The following is an 18874-nucleotide window of genomic DNA, read 5'->3' on the forward strand; positions in this document are numbered from 1 at the left end:
ATCACGAACCCGTGCGCACACCGTCCAGGTGGTCGAGGATCGAGGTGACAGTGTCCTGCGCACACGTCTTGTTGGTACCGATGAACCCACGAGGGCCCCGCTTGATCCACCCCGCGACGTACAGGCCGGGCTCGACCATGCCGTGATCGTTCGGCACCGTCGCGGTGTCGGCGTCGAATGGCAGCCCCGGTACCGGCAGGCCACGAAAGCCCACCGCCCGCACCACCAGACCGGCGTCGACCGACCACGTCTGCGCGGTGGGTTCGGCGATCACGGCGTCACCGTTGGTGGTGATGCTGTTGCGCACCAACCGGATTCCGGTGACCCGGCCGTCCGCGCCGAGGATCTCCACCGGCGAGGCCCCGAACGTCAGCACGATGCGCCGAGGTGCACCGCGTACTGGTCGCTGCGCGAGATCGGCGAGCAGCCGGCTGCGCTGATCGGTGCCCGTCAGCAGGGCGGGGTCGGCGTCGATCACGATGTCGATGCCGTCGAGCGCAGCCAGTCCCATCAGTTCCGGCACGGTGAACGCCGCCTGTGCTGGTCCCCGGCGACCGACGATCCGTACCTCCCGCACCGCCGAGGCCTCGAGCCGTCGCCGCGCCGCGGGCGCGAGGTCGGACGACGGGGCGAGCCGACCGGTATCGAGCGTGAGCATGCGGGCGATGTCGAGAGCGACGTTGCCGTTGCCGATCACCACGGCGCGCTCGTGGTCGAGGCGGACGTCGGTGTCGGCGTTGTCGGGGTGCCCGTTGTACCAGCCCACCACGTCCGTCGCGGCATACGAGCCGTCCAACTCCTCGCCGGCGATCCCGAGAGGCTTGTCCGACGACGCGCCGACCGCGACCACCACCGCGTCGTACGTTGAACGTAACTGCGCCACAGTGACATCGGTGCCCAGGCGAGTGCCGAGAACGTAGCGGAAGCCGGGTTGCCGCTCGATCTTCTCGAAGAGGGTGCTCGCCAGCTTCGTGCTGGTGTGATCAGGTGCCACACCGAAGCGCAGCAACCCGTGCGGTGTGGTGAGGGCGTCGTAGACATCGACCCCCACGATCTCGGGGTGCGTGAGCAGCTCGTCCGCGGTATAGAGCCCCGCCGGCCCCGCGCCCACGACGGCGATGCGGAACGGGCCGGGCGATCTCAGCCGCCGCTGCGCGGGGACCAGTGCCAGCGGCGTTCGGTCGGAATGTGGATTGTGCCGGTAGTACTCGGCGTTGAGCTCGCGGAAGGGCAGTTGGTCGGCGGTCAGCCGGGTGTCCGGCACGATCGCACCCACCGGGCACGCGGTGACGCATGCACCACACCCCACGCACGCCGCCGGGTCGACGAACAGCATCTCGGTGGTGCCGAAACCCGGCTCACCGGGCGCCGGGTGGATGCAGTTGACCGGGCACGCCACGACGCACGAGGCGTCCGCGCAGCACGACTGCGTGACAACGTGGGGCACTGCGAGCTCAGGCGGCCGCGGAGGCGGGCTGGCTGCGGAAGCGGGACGAGCGGCCGTCGATGCGGGTGGCGCGCCAGATGATGCGCGAACCGCGATTCATCAACCCCAGGTCGTCGCACAGAGCGCGGACATCACCGAACATGTCGCGCAACGTCTTTCGTGAGGTGTCGCTACGCCACCACACCTGCCGGGCCACGCTGCGCGGCAGGCCGAGATCTCGCCTGACCTGGCGGCTGGGCTTCATGATGACATCGCACAGCACACGCATCACCAGCGGTGTCGCCAGCGAGATCAGGAATCGTTGGCGTCGTGTCAGTTTCGGCGCCCGGTGCTCGAGGTACTGGTGGGCGAAACCGATGTGGCGAGCCTCCTCGGCAACGTGGATCTGCATCACCCGGGCCACGAGGGGGTGCAGGTGTGCACCGGTGCGCAGGATCGCCTTCTGCGTGTGGTCGATGGGTTCCTCGCCGGCGAGGACGCCGATGAAGAAGCCGAACGGCATCGGGCCGGCCACCATCGGCAGCAGCGCGCTGACCTTGCGGAACCACCGCGGGGCGCCGGGCACCTCGATGCCGATGCGGTTGACCAGTTCCTGGAACATCTGCGTGTGATGGCATTCCTCGGTGGCCTCGTGCGTGGAGTACCGGAACTCCGGCGAGCCGTTGGGCAGCCGGAACGCGAAGTTCATGATTCCCGCGATCAGCACCTGCTCGAACTGCAGGCCCACCTTCAGAATGTTCGCCTGCCGATACATCCCCACCTCGATCCGACGCTCGAGCGGAAGCGACCGGTACCAGTCGGTGGCGCCGAGCGGGTCCACCTCCGGCAGAACCCACCGCGGGTCGTCGGGGACGATGGCGTACTCGGGGTCGTCCCACGGCACGTCGATGAACGCGTCGAAGTGCTTGTCGACCGATGCCTGCGACAGCACCTTCAGCGTGTGGAGGTAGTCGGCGTCGGTTGTGTTGGTGGTGTCGGCGAGTGCAGTCATGGCAGATCGGCCTCCGTGTTCGTGTCGCCCCGATTGGTGAGACAGCGTGTTGCAGGCAAAGTTACTGCAACTCGTCGTCGCACGCAATGGTGTGGTCGGAACCTCGACCAGAGTCGCTGGTCGGAGAGCGCCGCCCACCCGTCGGGTCGAGGTGTGCCCGCCTCTCAGCGAATACTCAGCGCGGCTGTGGTGTGATGCTGCGACGAGTGCGGGGCAGGCCCGGCTCGATGGGGAGGACGCCGCGCGATGAACATTCTCGAAGCAGCCGGCCTCGGCGTGGTGGAGGGACTCACCGAGTTCCTGCCCGTCTCGAGCACCGGACACCTGACGATCGCCGAGAAGGTTCTGGGGCTCGACCTCGAGGACAAGTCCCTCACCGCATTCACCGCGATCATCCAGGTGGGCGCCATCATCGCCGTCATCGTGTACTTCTGGCGCGACATCGTGAAGCTGATCACCGCCTGGTTCGCGGGTCTGCGCTCGGCCGACGCGCGCACCGATCCCGAGTACCGCCTGGCCTGGGTGGTCATCGTGGGATCGATTCCCATCGGAATCGTGGGTTTCCTGGCCAAGGACGTGGTGTCCGGATCGCTGCGCAGTCTCTGGGTTGTCGCATTCGCCCTCATCGGGTGGAGCGCGGTGATGTATCTCGCCGAACGTGTTGCCACACAGCAACGTAGCGACGAGCAGGTCACCATGAAGGACGCGGTGGTGGTCGGGGTGCTGCAGTGCGTGGCGCTCATTCCCGGTGTGTCCCGATCCGGTGCCACCATCAGCGGAGGCCTGTTCATGGGGCTCAACCGTGTCGCGGCAACCCGGCTCGCGTTCTTCCTCGCCATCCCGGCCCTGGTCGCCGCAGGTGGATACGAAGCGGCGACCACCGCGACCGACATCTCGAACGGCGTGGGCTGGGCGGCGACGGCGGTGGGCACGGTGGTGAGCTTGGTCGTCGCCTACGCCACCATCGCCTGGCTGCTGAAGTTCGTTGCCGGGCACCCGATCACCTACTTCGTGGCCTACCGCGTGGCGCTCGGCCTGGTGCTGATCGTGCTGCTCTCCACGGGAACGCTCGCAGCCACCTGATCGACCGCCCCGGCGTAGCGTGAACTGCATGGACAGTGACAGGTGGGCCATGATCCTGCCTGCCGGGATATTCGTCGTACTCGGTCTGGCGTTCCTGGTGATGGTTCGCAAGATCGCCGAGGGCACCTTCGAGCGCAACCGGTTCGCCGGCATTCGCACCCCCGCGACCATGCGCAGCGATGCCGCGTGGAAAGCCGGCCACCGCGCGGCACAGCCGCAGCTGCTCATGGGCGCGGTGGCGCTCTTGATCGGGGGAGTGGTGATCGGGATCGGGGCCGTCCTCGATCTCCCTCCCGGCTTCGGGGCCGCGGCGACGCTCGTCACCGTGGGCGCCATGCTGGTGGCTGTCCTCTACGGCGCGGTCAAGGCGTCGAAGGCTGCGAATAGGGCGTGACGATCGCCTCGAGGGGCGCCCCGAACGCCATGGCCGCCGGCGGCCACTGATCACCCGTGCAGGGTGTCACCGAGGAACTGCAGCTGATCGGGGATCATGCGGGTCCAGTACGCCTCGTTGTGGCCACCGGGTGAGAAGCCTCCTGCAGGTTCGGGATTCAGCCGGCGACGCAGCTCGGTGACGTTGTCGAAGAAGGCGTCGTCGTTTCCGCAGTCGACGCGCAGGCGCACGCCACTCAGCCCGTCGAGGTTCGTGAAGATGCCGTCGCGATCGAACTGGGCGCGATCGTCGAAAGAGTTGGGAACCACATCGTCGAATGACGGCCAGATCGCCGGAGAGGATGCGACGCAGCCGAACACGCGATCGTGGCCCAGTCGGGTCGCCACGTGGAGAGCGCCGTAGCCGCCCATCGACCAGCCGAGCAAACCAACGCGCGACGTCGACAACCCCTGCGCGGTGAGCAAGGGAAGGAACTCGTCGATCACCATGGCCCCATGATCGGTTCCGTCTGAGCGGCGATGCCAGTACGACGAGCTTCCGCCGTCGACGCTCGCCACCGCGAACGGCCTACCGCCGCCCATGACGTGCGCCGTGAGGTAGCGGTCGACCGCGAGGGCGGAGAAGGCCCAGCTGTGATCGGCGTTGAGGCCATGCAGCGCAACGACGACCGACAGCGGTTCGGCGGTGGGACCCGGGTAGGCGATGCGCCAGCCGACAGGGCCCCGCACGGCAGTGGAATCGAACGTGCCGCTCGCGGTGAAACCCGGTGTCACGTCAGGGGGCACGCCGGCTGGGCCGTCGAGACCCAGGATGTGGTTGATGCGCTCGCGTCCAGGCAGCACACGCTCCTGGACCCCCCAGAATCCGACGCCGACCGCGGATACGCCGGCGGCCGCGCCCGTCAGAAGGAACGACCGCCGGCTGATCATCCGGCGATGGTACTGGACGGGGAGTCAGCGCAGCGCCCTGGACTTGTCCCTCGGTGGCGTCGTGAGCTCGACTCAGCGGGTCAGCAGCCCTGCCAACTCACGCACTCGCGCGGCAATGTCGTCGCGCACCAGACGCATTCGCTCGATACCGTCGATCCCTCGCTCGGAGGGCTCGTCGGTGTCCCAGTCGAGATATTGCGGGCCGTCGACCACCGGGACCTCGGCTTCGCGGCCGAGGGTCACCACGTAGTCCACGCGCGCGAGCAGCTCCGGGTCGATGGGCTTGGGGCGCTCGGCGGTGATGTCGACGCCCACCTCGAGCAGGACCTCGGCGGAGAGCGCGTTCACCGCGGATCCGGGCTTGGTGCCGGCGGAGTGCACCTCGACGGCATCGCCGGCGGCCGCGCGCATCAGGCCCGCCGCCATCTGTGACTTGCCGCCGTTCTTCACGCACACGAACAGCACGGATGGGATGTCAGGCATCGGTGGTCTCCTCGGTCTGCGGGGTGGAGAAGCGGCGGCGCAGGGCCAGCGAGACGTACACCAACCCCACCAGTACCGGCACCTCGATCAGCGGCCCGACCACCCCGGCCAGCGCCTGACCCGACGCCGCGCCGTAGGTGGCGATGGCGACGGCGATCGCGAGCTCGAAGTTGTTGCCCGCCGCGGTGAAGGCCAGTGTGGTGGTGCGCTCGTAGCCCATGCCCAACGCCGCACCCAGGGCGTAGCCGCCACCCCACATCACGGCGAAGTACACCAGCAGTGGCAGCGCGATCCGCACCACGTCGAAGGGTGCGGAAACGATCTGATCGCCCTGCAGCGCAAAGAGAATGACGATGGTGAACAGCAGCCCGTACAGCGCCCACGGACCGATCCGAGGGAGGAAGCGCTCCTCGTACCACTGGCGTCCATTGGCGCGCTCGCCGACGCGGCGGGAGAGGAAACCGGCCACCAGAGGAATTCCGAGGAAAATCAGCACCGACTTCGCGATCTGCCACGGCGACGCCTCGATGGTGGTCTGCTCGAGCCCCAACCAGCCGGGGAGCACGGAGAGGTAGAACCACCCGAGCACGGCGAACATGATCACCTGGAACACCGAGTTGATCGCCACGAGCACCGCAGCCGCTTCGCGATCACCACACGCCAGGTCATTCCAAATGATCACCATCGCAATGCATCTTGCGAGGCCCACGATGATCAGACCGGTGCGGTACTCGGGTAGGTCGGGCAGCATCAACCACGCGAGGGCGAACATCAGAGCCGGCCCGAGCACCCAGTTCAGCATCAGCGACGCCACCAACAGGCGGGTGTCGCCGGTGACGCTGTCGAGCCGGTCGTAGCGCACCTTCGCCAGCACCGGGTACATCATGATCAGCAGACCGACGGCGATGGGCAGCGACACCCCGTCGACGGAGATGGCGGACAACGCATCGTTCAGGCCGGGGACCAGTCGCCCGAGAGCCAGCCCGCCGACCATCGCGACGCCGATCCAGACCGGCAGGAATCGGTCGAGCGTGGACAGCTTGCCCACCACTGCTGTGTCACGGGTGGTGCCACCCCGGCGGTCGGCGGCTCGATCAGGCATGAGTCCATGAGTAGTCGGGTGTGGTGGGCCTGGTCAAACCGTGGGAACGCAATCGATTCCGCCGCGAACATCCTCATCGTGCGCCGCACCTGACACAGTGGGGGTATGCGCTCGACCTGCTCGCTCTACATCGACGCCGGATACCTCCTCGCCTCCGCTGCCACGAGGGTGACGGGGACGTCGCTGCGCAGCGGAATCTACGTGGACTTCCCCGCGCTCATCACGTCACTGATCGGCGTGGCAGGGGACGGATCGGGTCTGCCGGTACTGCGAGCGCACTGGTACGACTCCGCTCGTAACGGGATCCCCGACAGTCGCCAGGAGGGCATCGGCGAGCTGCCCAAGGTGAAGTTGCGTCTGGGCCGATTCGGCGTCAACGGCGAGCAGAAGGGCGTGGACCTGCGCATCGGGCTCGACCTGGTGACCCATGCCCGCAACAACGCCTCCGATGTGTTCTACCTGGTCTCCGGCGACGACGACCTCACCGAAGCCGTCGAAGAAGCGCAGGTGCACGGAGTGCAGGTGATCGTGCTGGCGGTGCCGAACGCCGACGGTGAGCCGCACGGAGTGAGCCACCACCTCGTGCGCGCCGCCGACGAGATGATCATCGTCGACCCGTCGGCCATCGACGCCGCGGTCACCCGCGTCGAACGGCCCGCGCCGCCGGTCGCCGCGGAGCCGTCGACTGCTTCAGAGATGTCGACTGCTTCAGAGACGTCGACCGCTGCCGAGACGTCGACCGCGGCCCCGGCGTCGGCTGAGCGACCGGCCGGAGCGTCCCGGCCCACCCCGCGCGATCTGGCCGCCCGCCCCGCAACCGTGCCGCAACCGACGCCGATCCCACCCCCGGCGCCGCGCCCCGCGCCGACCGCGGTTCCCGCCTACAGTTCCTCGACGGGACAGAAGGCGTGGATCGCGCCCACCTACGAGCGAAACGCAGAGCACGACGCCACGATCGACGACGTGGTGATGCAGGTTCTGCGGTCGGTGCGCAGCAGTGCCGGCGCGGACGAGATTGCCGACCTCGAGCGTTCGCGCCCGTCGATCCCACCGGACATCGACCGTGCCCTCCTCCGCGACGCGTCCGTCGCGCTGGGAATCGATGATCTCGACGAGGCAATCCGCTACCGCTTGCGGGCGACGTTCTGGAACCGGTACTCGTCCGCGGAGTGAGCGGGACTACTTGACGGTGAACTCACCCAGGTCGGACCAGTCGGAAGCGTCGATGTTCTCGCTGATGATCTTCGGAGTGGCCTGGAGATAGGGCGGAAGGTCCTTCTGCGCCTTCTTGAAGTGATCCGAATTGACGTGCACCGCACCGGCTTCCGGATCTCGGAAGCCCTCGACGAGCACGTATTGGTTCGGGTCGTCCACCGAACGCGACCAGAAGTACCACAGGCAGCCCTCTTCGGCCTGGCATGCCTCGGTGAACTCCCGCGAGATCTCGGGCCAGTTGTCGGCGTGTTCGGGCTTGATCGCGAACTTTGCGGTGATGAAGATCAACGGTGCTCCTCGTTCCGGGGGTGTTCTCGGCCTGAGACCCAGGGTACGAGCCCGCGGTAAATCGTTGGCGTCGGGGCATCGTCGCCCCTACCGTCGGGCTATGAACGTGACCGTGACGAAGGACCCTGCGGAGTTCGCCGCGCACGCCGGGGAGTTCCTGGCCGCCGAGCCGGTCCTGACCACCGTCCTGGGTTCCAATCTCGAGGGGGCGTTGGCGGGAAGCTCAGCGAATCAACAGGATTGGTGGGCGTGGGTTGACGATGGCCGCGAGGTGGTGGGTGCCGCGATGCGCACCGCCGTCAGCGCCGCCCGCCCGCCGTACCTCTCGCCGATGCCCGAAGTGGCGGCGGAGGCCCTGGCCGGGGCGGTGATGGAACTCGGTGAGGATGTCGTCGAGGCTCGCGGATTCCGAACCTCGACGCAGGCGTTCCTGCAGGTGTTCGCCGATCGGGCGGGTGATCGCGTGGTGATCGACGTTGTCGAGCGGCTCTACGAGCTGACCGAGCTGATCGATCCGCCCGCCGCACCGGGGACACTTCGGCCCGCGACCCACACCGATCTCGCCCTGGTCACCGACTGGCTGGCCCAGTTCTGGCCGGAGGCCGACCTGCAGGCAGGACGAGACCCGCGCCCCGAGGCCTACGGGCCACCCAGTGCCGGTGCGCTGACCCGTCGAATCGACGCGGGCAACCTGTCTATCTGGGACGACGGCGGCCCGGTGTGCCTGGTGGGGCGCAGTTGTGCGTCGAGTGGGGTAGCCCGGATCGGCCCGGTGTACACCCCTTCGGCGGCGCGTGGACGGGGGTACGCGGGCTCCGCGGTGGCGCAGGTGTCGCGTCGTATCCTCGGCGACGGCCTTCGGCTGCTGCTGTTCGCCGACACCGACAACGCGACGTCGACCGGGCTGTACGAGCGGTTGGGGTTCGTGGCTGTGGCCGAAACCGTGGACGTGCGGCGAGTCTGAGCACCCCACGCACCCAGAATTGCTCCACGCGCGGGCGAGTGCAGGTGCGCACAGCAATTGGGGGTGCACGGGAGGGCGCGCGGGGGCCGGGGCGCCGCTAGGGTCGAACCATGGCCGCACGGGCGAGTTCACCGGCAATCGAGGTGCAGGTGGGCGAGCGCGCCGTGCGCGTGTCCAACCCCGACCGGGTGTACTTCCCCGAGATCGGGGCGACCAAGCGCGACCTGGTGAACTACTACCTGTCGGTGGGCGATGGGATAGTGCAGGCACTGCGGGAGCGCCCGTGCATGTTGCACCGCTATCCCGACGGGCTGGCCGGCGAGAAGGTGCACCAGAAGCGCCTACCGCGCGGTGCGCCCGAGTGGATGGACACCGTGCAGGTGCACTTCCCCCGCTACAACCGCACGGCCGACGAACTGTGTGTCACCGAACTGGCACACGTGATCTGGGCGGTGCAGATGTCGACGGTGGAGTTCCACCCCTGGAACTCCCGCCGCGCCGACGTCGAGCGCCCCGACGAGTGGCGTATCGACCTCGACCCCATGCCCGACTGCCCCTTCGACCGCGTTCGACGAGTTGCCGCGGTGGCGCAGGAGGTGCTCGCCGATCTGGGTGCGGTGGGCTGGCCCAAGACCTCCGGTGGGCACGGCCTGCACATCTACGTGCGCATCCGACCCGAGCTCGAGTTCGGTGATCTCCGTAGGGCGGCACTGGCTTTCGCGCGTGAGGTCGAGCGCCGCGCACCCGACGAGGTGACCACCACGTGGTGGCGCAAGGACCGCGACCCCACCTCGGTGTTCGTGGACTACAACCAGAACGCGCGCGATCACACCATCGCCAGCGCCTATTCGGTGCGGGGCACCCCGCGGGCCACGGTGTCCACGCCCATCCGCTGGGACGAGATAGCCGACGTCGACCCGCAGGAGCTGACCATCACCACCGTCCCCGCTCGCTATGCCGAACTGGGGAACCTGCACGCGGGTATCGACGACGCGGTCTTCGACCCCGCCCCGCTGATCGAGTGGGCCGAGCGGGACGAGCGAGCCGGACTGACGGTCCCCGACGAGCCCCGGTGAGCGCTGGCCGCGGCGTGTGACGGGCTATCCGCGCACCCTGCGTGTCCCCGCGCACGTTGGAGCGTGCGCGCAGTGCTGACAGGTGCGCGCAGTGCTGACGGGTGCGCGCAGTGCTGAACTGTGCGCGGACAGCGCACCAGGGCGGGAGGCCGCGGTTGTCAGTGGTGCGAGCCGGGGGGAGGTGTGACGCCGTAGATGGTGACCGAGCCCGGCCCGCCGTTGCCCAGGGTGATCAGTTGGGCGGGCGCGGGGATACCGGCGGCGTCGACCAGGGTGAGCAGGTAGCTGCCGGGTGGGGCGAGGGCGATCTCGGGGAGAGCGAAGCGGACGGTGCTGCCGTCGATGGTCAGGTTCAGCGGAACCATCCGCTGGTCCGTGCCGTGCGAGTGGGTGACGTTGGGTGAGGTGATCAGAGCGCCGGAGACGATGGGCCGCGGGCCGGAAACCCGCAGGGTGATGGTGTTGCCCCACTCGAGCGCACCCGAGATCGAGATGATGGAGGCGCGCGGCGCCCACTGCACCCGTCCGGCGCCGTCGCGCATGAAGAAGTACGGCGGGTAGTAGATCTCGGCGTTGAAGTTGGTCTCCGGGCCGGGCACCCCGCCGCCGCCGGTGAACACCGCACCGCTCGGAAGCAGCAGCGCCGTGGAGTGGTAGGTGCGGATGCGGGTGGCCGAGGCGACGGGACGGAACTGCTCGGTGTCGGGGTTCCAGATCTCCGCGGTGCGCACCGCCGAGTCGCCGTTCACCCCGACGGCCGTTCCGCCGGTGACGAGCACCTGCCCGTCGGCCATGATCGTGCTGTTGTGCCAGTTCCGCGGGTGGAACATCGGATTGGTCGAGCGCGCCCGCGGCTGTCCGGAGGTGATGTCGACGATGGTGACGGCGTTGTTCGCGGGCGCGAAGTCGCTGTTCATCATCTGACCGCCGCCCGCGAGCATCAGACGCCCGGGGCGGTACATCACGGCTGTGCCGGAGACGCCGATGTTGCCGGGGACCTCGCCGAGATCGACCACCGAGCCGTCGCCGCGGGCGTCGAGGCGCCACAGCTGCCGTCCCGAGACGCCGACCACGGTGCCGTCGAGGTCGAGGAAGGTACGCGGGTACCACCAGCGGTTGAACGCGGCGCCGAAGGCGAGGGTGCTGGTGGCACCGGTCAGCGGCGACCAGGGCCCGTCGCCGGTGCCGATCTCCGGGGTGATGCCGACGAGCGAGTTGTCCCAGGGCGTCCAGTAAGCGCTGACGTTGTCGCTGATCGTGCCACCCATGACGAGAATGCGATCGTCGTGCAGCCGCAGCACCGACGGGTACCAGCGCGGCTGCGCCAGGCCCGGTGCGGCGATCTGGTTGCCCGTGCTGGGGTCGTAGACGATCGCCGACTCCTGCGTGCGCCCTCCCACCATCGAGTACCGCCCGTCGGCCATCGACTGGATGCCGTTGCAGAAGCTGTCGTACCCGTGCAGGCAGGCCGTCTGAGTGTGCGAGGCGGCCGAGTCACCGCTGGCCGGATCCCAGATGTCGAAGGTGATGCCGTTCTGTGCTGCGACGCCGACCGGGGTGCCGAAGGTCAACAGCCGCCCATCGGTCTGCAGCGTGGCCGACAGCGGGACCACCGGCCAGTCCAGCAGTGGCCCGAACATGCCGTTCTCCACGGCGTCGGGAGCGGGGGTCAGCACCCCGGCGCCGGGGTCGAAGGGCTGGGTGAGGGTGATCGTGGTGTTGCCGTCGCCGAGCCGACGCACACCGGGCCGCGGTCCCGGCAGCGCCGACGTCGGGCTGGTGGCCATGGCCCACTGGGTGCCGACGGCGGCCCCGGCCACCGTGATCGCGGCAGCGCCGAGGAACGCACGTCGGCCCAGCGGGCGGGCCTTTTCCTCGGGATACTGCACGACACGGTCTCCATACGATGACTCAGGGTTTCCAACAGGCTATAGAAACCGTCGTCGTGCATGTTACCGAGGAATGTAATGGGCGGTCTGATTCAGTTCATCGAACGACCTCGTACGCCCGGGTGCGATCAGATGGAGCGAGTCAACCGGTCCGCCAACAGACGGGTGAACGTGGCCGGGTCCGGGAGTTCGCCGCCCTCTGCGAGCAGAGCCATGCCGTACAGCAGTTGCGCGGTGTCGGTGAGATCGGCGTTCGCGGAGTCCGCCTCGTGCGCGGCCTTGAGGCCGGTCACCAGCGGGTGCGTGGGGTTGAGCTCGAGGATCCGCTTGACGTGCGGCACCTCCTGGCCGGAGGCCCGGTACATCTTCTCGAGCGTGGGGGTGATGGAGAACTCGTCGCCCACGATGCACGCGGGGGAGGTGGTCAGCCGCGCGGACAACCGAACTTCCTTGACGTCCGCCTCGAGCGCATCCTTCAGGAAGGTCAGCAGCGACTCGAACTCCTTCTCCTGTGCCTCACGCCCGGCCTCGGTGGCCTTCTTCTCGTCCTCGCTCTCGAGATCCACGGCACCCTTGGCGATCGAGCGCAGCGGCTTGCCGTCGAACTCGCCGATCGCGCCCACCCACACCTCGTCGACCGGATCGGTGAGCAGCAGCACCTCGATCCCCTTGTCGCGGAACGCTTCCATGTGCGGGGAATTCTCGATCTGCTGCCGGGTCTCGCCGGTCATGTAGTAGATCGAGTCCTGCCCGTCCTTCATCCGCTCGACGTAGCCGGCGAGCCGGGTGAGCTCGTTCTCACTGTGGGTCGAAGCGAACGACGAGATCTCGAGGATGGTGTCCCGGTTGTCGGTGTCCGAGAGCAGACCTTCCTTGAGAGCCTTGCCGAACTGGCCCCAGAAGGTGTCGTACTTCTCGGCGTCGAAGTCCTTGATCACCCCGAGGACCTTCTTGGTCAGGCGTCGCCGGATCGCGCGAATCTGCCTGTCCTGCTGCAGAATTTCGCGTGAGACGTTCAGCGAGAGGTCCTGCGCGTCCACCACACCCTTGACGAAGCGCAGGTATTCGGGGATCAGGTCGTCGCAGTCGTCCATGATGAACACGCGCTTGACGTAGAGCTGCACACCCACCTTGCTCTCGCGCATGAAGAGGTCGAACGGCGCCTGCGACGGAATGAACAGCAGCGCTTGGAATTCGAAGGTGCCCTCCGCCTTCATCGCGATGATCTCGAGCGGGGTGTCCCACGCGTGCGCGACGTGCCGGTAGAACTCCTGGTACTCGTCGTCGCCGACCTCGTCCCGCGAGCGCGTCCACAGCGCCTTCTGGGAGTTGATGGTCTCGTCGGTGACGGTCTTCTCGCCGTCCACCTCGGTCTCGGACTTCATCCGGATGGGCCAGGAGATGAAGTCGGAGTACTTCTTGACCAGCTCCTTGATCTTCCACTCGGAGGTGTAGTCGTGCAGGTGGTCGTCCTCGTCGGCGGGCTTGAGGTGCAGGGTCACCGCTGTGCCCGTGGGGGCGTCGTCGACCTCGGCGATGGTGTACGTGCCGGCCCCGGCGGACTCCCACCTCGTGGCCGTCGACTCCCCGGCGCGCCGGGTCAGCAGTGTGACGGTGTCCGCGACCATGAACGTGGAGTAGAAGCCGATGCCGAACTGACCGATCAGATCCTCGGACCCGGCGGCGTCCTTCTGCGCCGCGGCCTCGGCGAGCTTGGCGCGCACCTCGGCGGTACCGGACTTGGCGAGGGTGCCGATGAGCTCGATCACCTCCGCGCGCGACATGCCGATCCCGTTGTCGCGGATGGTCAGCGTGCGGGCATCGGCGTCGATGTCGATGTCGATGTGCAGATCCGAGGTGTCGACCTCGAGGTCCTTGTTCCGGTAGGCCTCGAGGCGCAACTTGTCCAGTGCGTCGGACGCGTTGGAGACGAGCTCGCGAAGAAACGAATCCTTGTTGGAGTAGACCGAGTGGATCATCAGATCCAGCAGCTGACGGGTCTCGGCCTGGAACTGCAGCTCTTCGACGTGCGCGGTCATCGGTGCCTTCCTCCTGCGATCGAGTGGGTTCTCGAGCGCATTTTACGTGGCGGTCACGACGGTCAGTGTCGACGGCGAGGTGGGGGTGAAGCCGAGCGCGAAGGCCACCGGCGGCGTGAGGTCCGCCAGTTCGCCGAGCTCGTCACCCTTCCACGTGGCCACCGCGCTGGTGATGGGACGGTGCCCGACCACCCGATGGGCGGACGCGCCGACACCGAGCGCGATGCGCGAGAGCGTGCTGGTGAGCCACGCCGGAACGGTCGACGGGATCAGACCCAGCAGGCGTCCGACGGCCGTCGACATCCCGTGGGTGAAGGTGACCACCAGATCGCCCGCGGTGACCGTGACCATATCGCCGAGGTCGTCGCAGCTGATCGTGTCCTCCCGCATCTCGGCGACGCTCGACGGGTCCACCAGCAGCGCCGCGTCCTCGGCGCGCGAGGTCAGCAGCACGCGATGCCCGTCGACGAATTCGATCAGCACCACGCTCGCGTGCGCCCATCGACCGATCACCAGCCGGGTCCCGGTCGCCGTGCCGATACTGGAGATCCGGCCGTCCACACGTTCTCGGGTCACTGGATCGAGAGTAGCGATCCCCGGGGCCGGTCGGTTGGTTGGTGGAGCGGGGTCTGTTCACCCGCACGTCACCGAACTCCCCTACCGTCGCCGCGGTGAGCATCGACAACGGCTACTTCCCTGCGCTCAGTGAGGTTGCGGACCTCGGTACCGCCGTCGACCTGGCCGACACCTCGAACTTCGTGGTCGACGACTCCGACGACGACGACCCCGTGTTGCTGACCGTCCCCGGCGGCCGGATGGTCGACACCTGGCGCGAGGACTACCCGTACCAGGAGCGGATGAGCCGCGCCGAGTACGAGATGAGCAAGCGCCTGCTGCAGATCGAGCTGCTCAAGTTGCAGATGTGGACCAAGGAGACCGGTGCCCGCCACGTGATCGTGTTCGAGGGGCGCGACGCCGCGGGCAAGGGCGGCACCATCAAGCGGTTCATGGAGCACCTCAACCCGCGCGGGGCATCGGTGGTTGCGCTCGAGAAGCCCTCCCCGCGCGAGTCCACCGAGTGGTATTTCCAGCGCTACGTCGAGCACCTGCCGGCCGCCGGAGAGATGGTGCTGCTGGACCGCTCCTGGTACAACCGCGCAGGTGTCGAGCGTGTGATGGGCTTCTGCAGCGAGGATCAGCACGCCCGCTTCCTGCGGCAGGCCCCGCTGTTCGAGCGCATGCTCATCGAGGACGGCATCTCACTGACCAAGTTCTGGTTCTCGGTGTCGCAACTCGAGCAGCGCACCCGCTTCGCGATTCGCCAGGTGGACCCCGTTCGGCAGTGGAAACTCTCGCCCATGGACCTGGCCTCACTGGACAAGTGGGACGCCTACACGGCCGCGAAGGAGGAGATGATCGGCGCCACCGACACCGACATCGCCCCCTGGACCACGGTCAAGAGCAACGACAAGAAGCGCGCACGGATCAACGCGATGCGCTTCGTGCTCAACAAGTTCGACTACACCAACAAGGACGCCGAGGTGATCGGACCGACCGACGACCTGATCGTCGGACGCTCGCGGGACGTGATCGGCGACCAGTAGCGTCCGTGCCGTCAGGACAGGTTCGCGAAGAGGTCGACGGCCGTGCCGTCGGGATCGTGGACCACCGCGTACCGCATGCCCCAGAACGCATCCCACGGCTCCCTGTGGCCGTGGTGACCCGCGGCGACGAGGTCGGCGTAGGTGGCATCGACCTCGCTCGGCGTGCCGCAGTCGAACGCCAACGCGACACGATGGCTCCCGACGGGTGGTTGCCAGTCGGCATCGAAGCTCCGGATCACCTCGACGGTGTCGAAGGCCAGGCGCAGACCACCCACCGTCACCTCCACGTGAGCGGGGTTCTCCGGCGGCGGGATGTCGAGACCGAGACGACGGTAGAACGCGAGCGTGGCGTCCATGTCGGAGACCACCACTTCGATCACGGCCAGGCGAGGCGTCATGGGCGCAGACGCTAGGCTCCCCGGCCGGTGCTGTCCAGGGCTCGTCGACAGGTAAAATGGCCTGTCGTGGCGCGGCGTGCAGAATCGATCCCGATACACCTACCCGGTGGAGCGCGCATCGCCGTGCGCGTGCGGGGATCCAATCCCGGAGCGCCGGTGGTGGTGATCGTCCCCGGTCTCGGGGTGCCCGCCAAGCACTACGACTTCCTCGGCGCAGAGCTGGTGGGACTGGGCCTGAACACCGCGACCATCGAACTGCGCGGCCACGGCGAGAGCACCCCCAAGCCCGGCCGGGGGAGCACCTACGGCTACCACGAGCTCGTGAGCGTGGACTTCCCCGCCGCATTCGCCGTGATCAGGGAGCGGTTCGAGTGCAGCGCCACCTACCTGCTCGGTCACAGCATGGGCGGGCACCTGGCGATGCTCTACGCGGCGCGGGCGAAGGGCCGTGTGCGGGGACTGGTTCTGGTGGCCTCCGGGTCGCCGCATCACAAGGTGTACGGAACACGTTCTCCGGCAATGCTCCTCAGTGGAACCGCGGTGGCGCTGGCGTCGAACATCGCCGGGTTCTGGCCCGGCGACATGCCCCTGGCCGGCGGGTTCGGGCGCCAATCGAAGGTGCTGATGAACGACTGGGCGTCCTTCGCGCGCACCGGGCGGCTCGAGCCCGCGGGCGCCGACATCGACTACGAAGCGCGGCTGGCCACACTGCGAACCCCGGCTCTGGCCATCACCGTCGAAGGCGACGCCGTGATCCCCGAGCGATCGGCCAGGGCCCTGCTGGCGAAGATGCCCGCCGCCCCCACCTCCTACGACCACGAGCCGAAAGAGTTGGGGCACAACGGATGGATCGCCGACCCGCGCGGCGTCGCGGCGATGGTTGCCGCATTCGTCACCGAGTCAGTTGCGTCCACAGGTACTGGTAGATCAGCGCGCTCATGAACGCGAGCTGACGGTTGTCGGCAGCACCGCCGTGCCCGCCCTCGATGTTCTCGTAGTACGTCACGTCCTTGCCCAGCTCCGCAAGGAGCGCCGCCATCTTGCGCGCGTGGCCGGGGTGCACACGATCGTCGCGGGTGGAGGTGGTGATCAGGATCGGCGGGTAGTCCCGCTCGGCGTCGACGTTCTGATACGGCGAGTACTGCTCGATGATCGCCCACTCCTCGGGGTCGTCGGGGTTGCCGTACTCGGCCATCCACGACGCCCCCGCCAGCAGCAGGTGGTAGCGCTTCATGTCCAGCAGCGGAACCTGACACACCAACGCCCCGAACAGCTCCGGGTACTTCGTGAGCATCACTCCCATCAGCAGCCCACCATTGCTGCCGCCCTGAGCGCCCAGTCGATCCACGGTGGTGATGCCACGGGCCACCAGATCCCGTGCCACGGCGGCGAAATCCTCCCCGACCAGGTGCCGACCGGCCTTGACCGCCTGCGTGTGCCAGGTGGGCCCGTACTCGCCACCGCCGCGGATGTTCGCCATCACGTAGGTGCCGCCGCGCGCCAGCCACGCCCGACCCATCACGCCGCTGTAGGCGGGGGTACGCGAGACCTCGAACCCGCCGTATCCGTAGAGCAGTGTGGGCCCGGGCGGCGCTGCCGGATCGCGCACCACGAAGTAGGGGATCTGCGTGCCGTCGTCGGACGTGGCGAAGAACTGTGTGACCGCCAGGCCGTCGGTGTCGAAGAACGACGGCGCGGTGCGCAGCACCTCGAGATCACCGGCCACGGTTCCGCGAAGCAACGTCGACGGGGTGAGGTAGCCGCTCGCGTCGAGGTAGAAGCTGTCGTCGACGTCGGAGTCGGTGGCCAGGATCTGGACCATCGTCAGCTCGGGAAGCCCCACGAGCGGCGACGTGCGCCACCCGTCGTCGGTCGGGGTGGCGATGAACACCTCCGACGCGACGTCGCGCAGCACCACCAGGACGAGGTGTCCACGCGTCCAGGCGAACTGGTGGAGCGCGGTGTGGGCGTCGGGGGTGAACACGGGCGTGAGGTCACGCTCGCCTGCGAGGTACCGGTCGAAGTCGGTGACCAGCAGCGTCCCGGGCGGGTAGGTGACGCCGCCGACCGACCACGCCGTGACGGTGCGCACCAGCATCCACTGCCGATGCACCGAGAGCGAGGCGTCGGTGGGAATATCGATCGGATGCAGCGTGCCGTCCGAGTCCAGAAGCGCCCGTTCGGAATTGTAGAAATCGATGGCACGCTCGGTGAAGCTGCGCTCGAAGCCCTCGGTGCGATCGTGGGTGACCTCCGCCAACACGTCGGTCTGCTCACCGGAGAACACCACGGGCGCGTCGAGCAGGGCGGTGCCCCGGGTCCATCGACGGGCGAGGCGGGGATAACCGGAATCGGTCATCGATCCCTCACCGGTATCGGTACCCACGAACACCGAGTTCTCGTCGATCCATCGGATGGTCGTCTTCGCCTCGGCGACGGCGAATCCGCCGTCCTCGGGTGCGCGGAACGTGCGGGTACGCAGGTCGAACTCGCGAACCACCGTGGCGTCGGCACCGCCACGCGAGAGCGAGATCAGAGCGAGCTCCTGGCCGGGGCGCAGGACCCGCGCACTGGTGAACACCCAGTTCTCGCCCTCAGCCGCGGCGAGGGCGTCGACGTCGATGAGCACGTCCCACGCGGGGTCGTCCTCGCGGTACGACTCGAGTGTCGTCCGGCGCCACACCCCACGCGGATGCTCGGCGTCCTTCCAGAAGTTGTAGAGGAACTGCGCCCGCGGGCTGACGTAGGGGATGCGTGCGTCGGTGTCGAGAATCTCCCGGAGCGACTCGGTGAGGGCCGCGAACCCCGGGCCCGAGGCCACCGCGTTCACAGCGGCCTCGTTGCGAGCCCGCACCCAGCCCAGGGCGTCGTCGCCCGTGATGTCCTCGAGCCACAGATAGGTGTCGTCAGTACTGGTCACCGCTCCAGTGTGTCAGTGTTCGGCAGGTATCGTCGGGCGGTGACCGTGCCGC

18 protein-coding genes are annotated in these 18874 nt (G+C 68.0%); 7 read left to right on the forward strand and 11 right to left on the reverse strand.

All coding sequences use genetic code 11. The features are described 5' to 3' along the window. Position 1: 1 nt before the first annotated feature. The gene (locus ACY48E_RS00085) at positions 2-1447 is read right to left on the reverse strand and encodes an FAD-dependent oxidoreductase (protein WP_462870007.1); all 1446 of its coding nucleotides are present in this window, start codon (positions 1445-1447) and stop codon (positions 2-4) included. Between the two features lie 7 nt (positions 1448-1454). After that, on the reverse strand, positions 1455-2438 hold the full coding sequence (locus ACY48E_RS00090) for an AurF N-oxygenase family protein (RefSeq protein ID WP_462870008.1): 984 nt from the start codon (positions 2436-2438) through the stop codon (positions 1455-1457). A gap of 246 nt (positions 2439-2684) precedes the next feature. Here ACY48E_RS00090 and ACY48E_RS00095 point away from each other — a divergent pair, with 246 nt between their 5' ends. Beyond that, positions 2685-3521, forward strand: a complete 837-nt coding sequence (locus ACY48E_RS00095) for an undecaprenyl-diphosphate phosphatase (protein WP_462870009.1) — start codon at positions 2685-2687, stop codon at positions 3519-3521. Between the two features lie 28 nt (positions 3522-3549). Continuing rightward, positions 3550-3915, forward strand: a complete 366-nt coding sequence (locus tag ACY48E_RS00100; RefSeq protein ID WP_462870010.1) for an SdpI family protein — start codon at positions 3550-3552, stop codon at positions 3913-3915. Between the two features lie 50 nt (positions 3916-3965). Here the strand turns inward: ACY48E_RS00100 and ACY48E_RS00105 are convergent, their stop codons facing one another. The 3 genes from ACY48E_RS00105 to arsB form a co-directional block, all read right to left on the reverse strand. Then, positions 3966-4844, reverse strand: a complete 879-nt coding sequence (locus ACY48E_RS00105; RefSeq protein ID WP_462870011.1) for an alpha/beta hydrolase — start codon at positions 4842-4844, stop codon at positions 3966-3968. A gap of 72 nt (positions 4845-4916) precedes the next feature. After that, positions 4917-5327 carry an arsenate-mycothiol transferase ArsC gene (locus tag ACY48E_RS00110; RefSeq protein WP_462870012.1) on the reverse strand — a complete coding sequence of 137 codons (411 nt, stop codon included), beginning with the start codon at positions 5325-5327 and terminating at the stop codon, positions 4917-4919. After that, complete coding sequence (gene arsB, locus ACY48E_RS00115; protein ID WP_462870014.1) at positions 5320-6429, reverse strand: ACR3 family arsenite efflux transporter; 1110 nt, start codon at positions 6427-6429, stop codon at positions 5320-5322. The genes ACY48E_RS00110 and arsB overlap by 8 nt, the downstream gene beginning before the upstream one ends. A gap of 105 nt (positions 6430-6534) precedes the next feature. On the opposite strand from arsB, the gene ACY48E_RS00120 reads away from it, so the two are divergent. Next, a complete protein-coding gene (locus ACY48E_RS00120; RefSeq protein WP_462870015.1) occupies positions 6535-7602 on the forward strand; it encodes an NYN domain-containing protein in 1068 nt (355 codons plus the stop codon). 6 nt (positions 7603-7608) lie between these two features. Here ACY48E_RS00120 and ACY48E_RS00125 read toward each other — a convergent pair whose 3' ends face one another. Beyond that, positions 7609-7932, reverse strand: coding sequence for a putative quinol monooxygenase (locus ACY48E_RS00125; protein WP_462870016.1), 324 nt, complete (start codon positions 7930-7932; stop codon positions 7609-7611). Positions 7933-8032: 100 nt separating this feature from the next. On the opposite strand from ACY48E_RS00125, the gene ACY48E_RS00130 reads away from it, so the two are divergent. Next, positions 8033-8896, forward strand: a complete 864-nt coding sequence (locus tag ACY48E_RS00130; protein WP_462870017.1) for a GNAT family N-acetyltransferase — start codon at positions 8033-8035, stop codon at positions 8894-8896. A gap of 110 nt (positions 8897-9006) precedes the next feature. Continuing rightward, entirely contained in the window at positions 9007-9972 is a 966-nt protein-coding gene (ligD, locus tag ACY48E_RS00135) for a non-homologous end-joining DNA ligase (RefSeq protein WP_462870018.1), read from the forward strand. Positions 9973-10130: 158 nt separating this feature from the next. Here the strand turns inward: ligD and ACY48E_RS00140 are convergent, their stop codons facing one another. The 3 genes from ACY48E_RS00140 to ACY48E_RS00150 all read right to left on the reverse strand — a co-directional run bounded on the left by ACY48E_RS00140 (position 10131) and on the right by ACY48E_RS00150 (position 14476). Continuing rightward, positions 10131-11861 (reverse strand): galactose oxidase-like domain-containing protein, encoded by a 1731-nt coding sequence (locus ACY48E_RS00140; protein ID WP_462870019.1) that lies wholly within the window; start codon positions 11859-11861, stop codon positions 10131-10133. A gap of 128 nt (positions 11862-11989) precedes the next feature. After that, positions 11990-13900 carry a molecular chaperone HtpG gene (gene htpG, locus ACY48E_RS00145; RefSeq protein ID WP_462870020.1) on the reverse strand — a complete coding sequence of 637 codons (1911 nt, stop codon included), beginning with the start codon at positions 13898-13900 and terminating at the stop codon, positions 11990-11992. A 42-nt stretch (positions 13901-13942) separates the two neighbouring features. After that, positions 13943-14476, reverse strand: a complete 534-nt coding sequence (locus ACY48E_RS00150) for a hypothetical protein (protein WP_462870021.1) — start codon at positions 14474-14476, stop codon at positions 13943-13945. 95 nt (positions 14477-14571) lie between these two features. Here ACY48E_RS00150 and ppk2 point away from each other — a divergent pair, with 95 nt between their 5' ends. Continuing rightward, positions 14572-15504 (forward strand): polyphosphate kinase 2, encoded by a 933-nt coding sequence (gene ppk2, locus ACY48E_RS00155; RefSeq protein ID WP_462870022.1) that lies wholly within the window; start codon positions 14572-14574, stop codon positions 15502-15504. Positions 15505-15515: 11 nt separating this feature from the next. Here the strand turns inward: ppk2 and ACY48E_RS00160 are convergent, their stop codons facing one another. Next, the gene (locus ACY48E_RS00160; protein WP_462870023.1) at positions 15516-15902 is read right to left on the reverse strand and encodes a VOC family protein; all 387 of its coding nucleotides are present in this window, start codon (positions 15900-15902) and stop codon (positions 15516-15518) included. A gap of 66 nt (positions 15903-15968) precedes the next feature. On the opposite strand from ACY48E_RS00160, the gene ACY48E_RS00165 reads away from it, so the two are divergent. After that, complete coding sequence (locus ACY48E_RS00165) at positions 15969-16844, forward strand: alpha/beta fold hydrolase (RefSeq protein WP_462870024.1); 876 nt, start codon at positions 15969-15971, stop codon at positions 16842-16844. Here ACY48E_RS00165 and ACY48E_RS00170 read toward each other — a convergent pair. Beyond that, positions 16795-18822, reverse strand: a complete 2028-nt coding sequence (locus tag ACY48E_RS00170; protein WP_462870025.1) for a prolyl oligopeptidase family serine peptidase — start codon at positions 18820-18822, stop codon at positions 16795-16797. The genes ACY48E_RS00165 and ACY48E_RS00170 overlap by 50 nt on opposite strands. Positions 18823-18874 lie beyond the last annotated feature (52 nt).

Source organism: Rhodococcus sp. AZ1 (genome assembly GCF_054979605.1).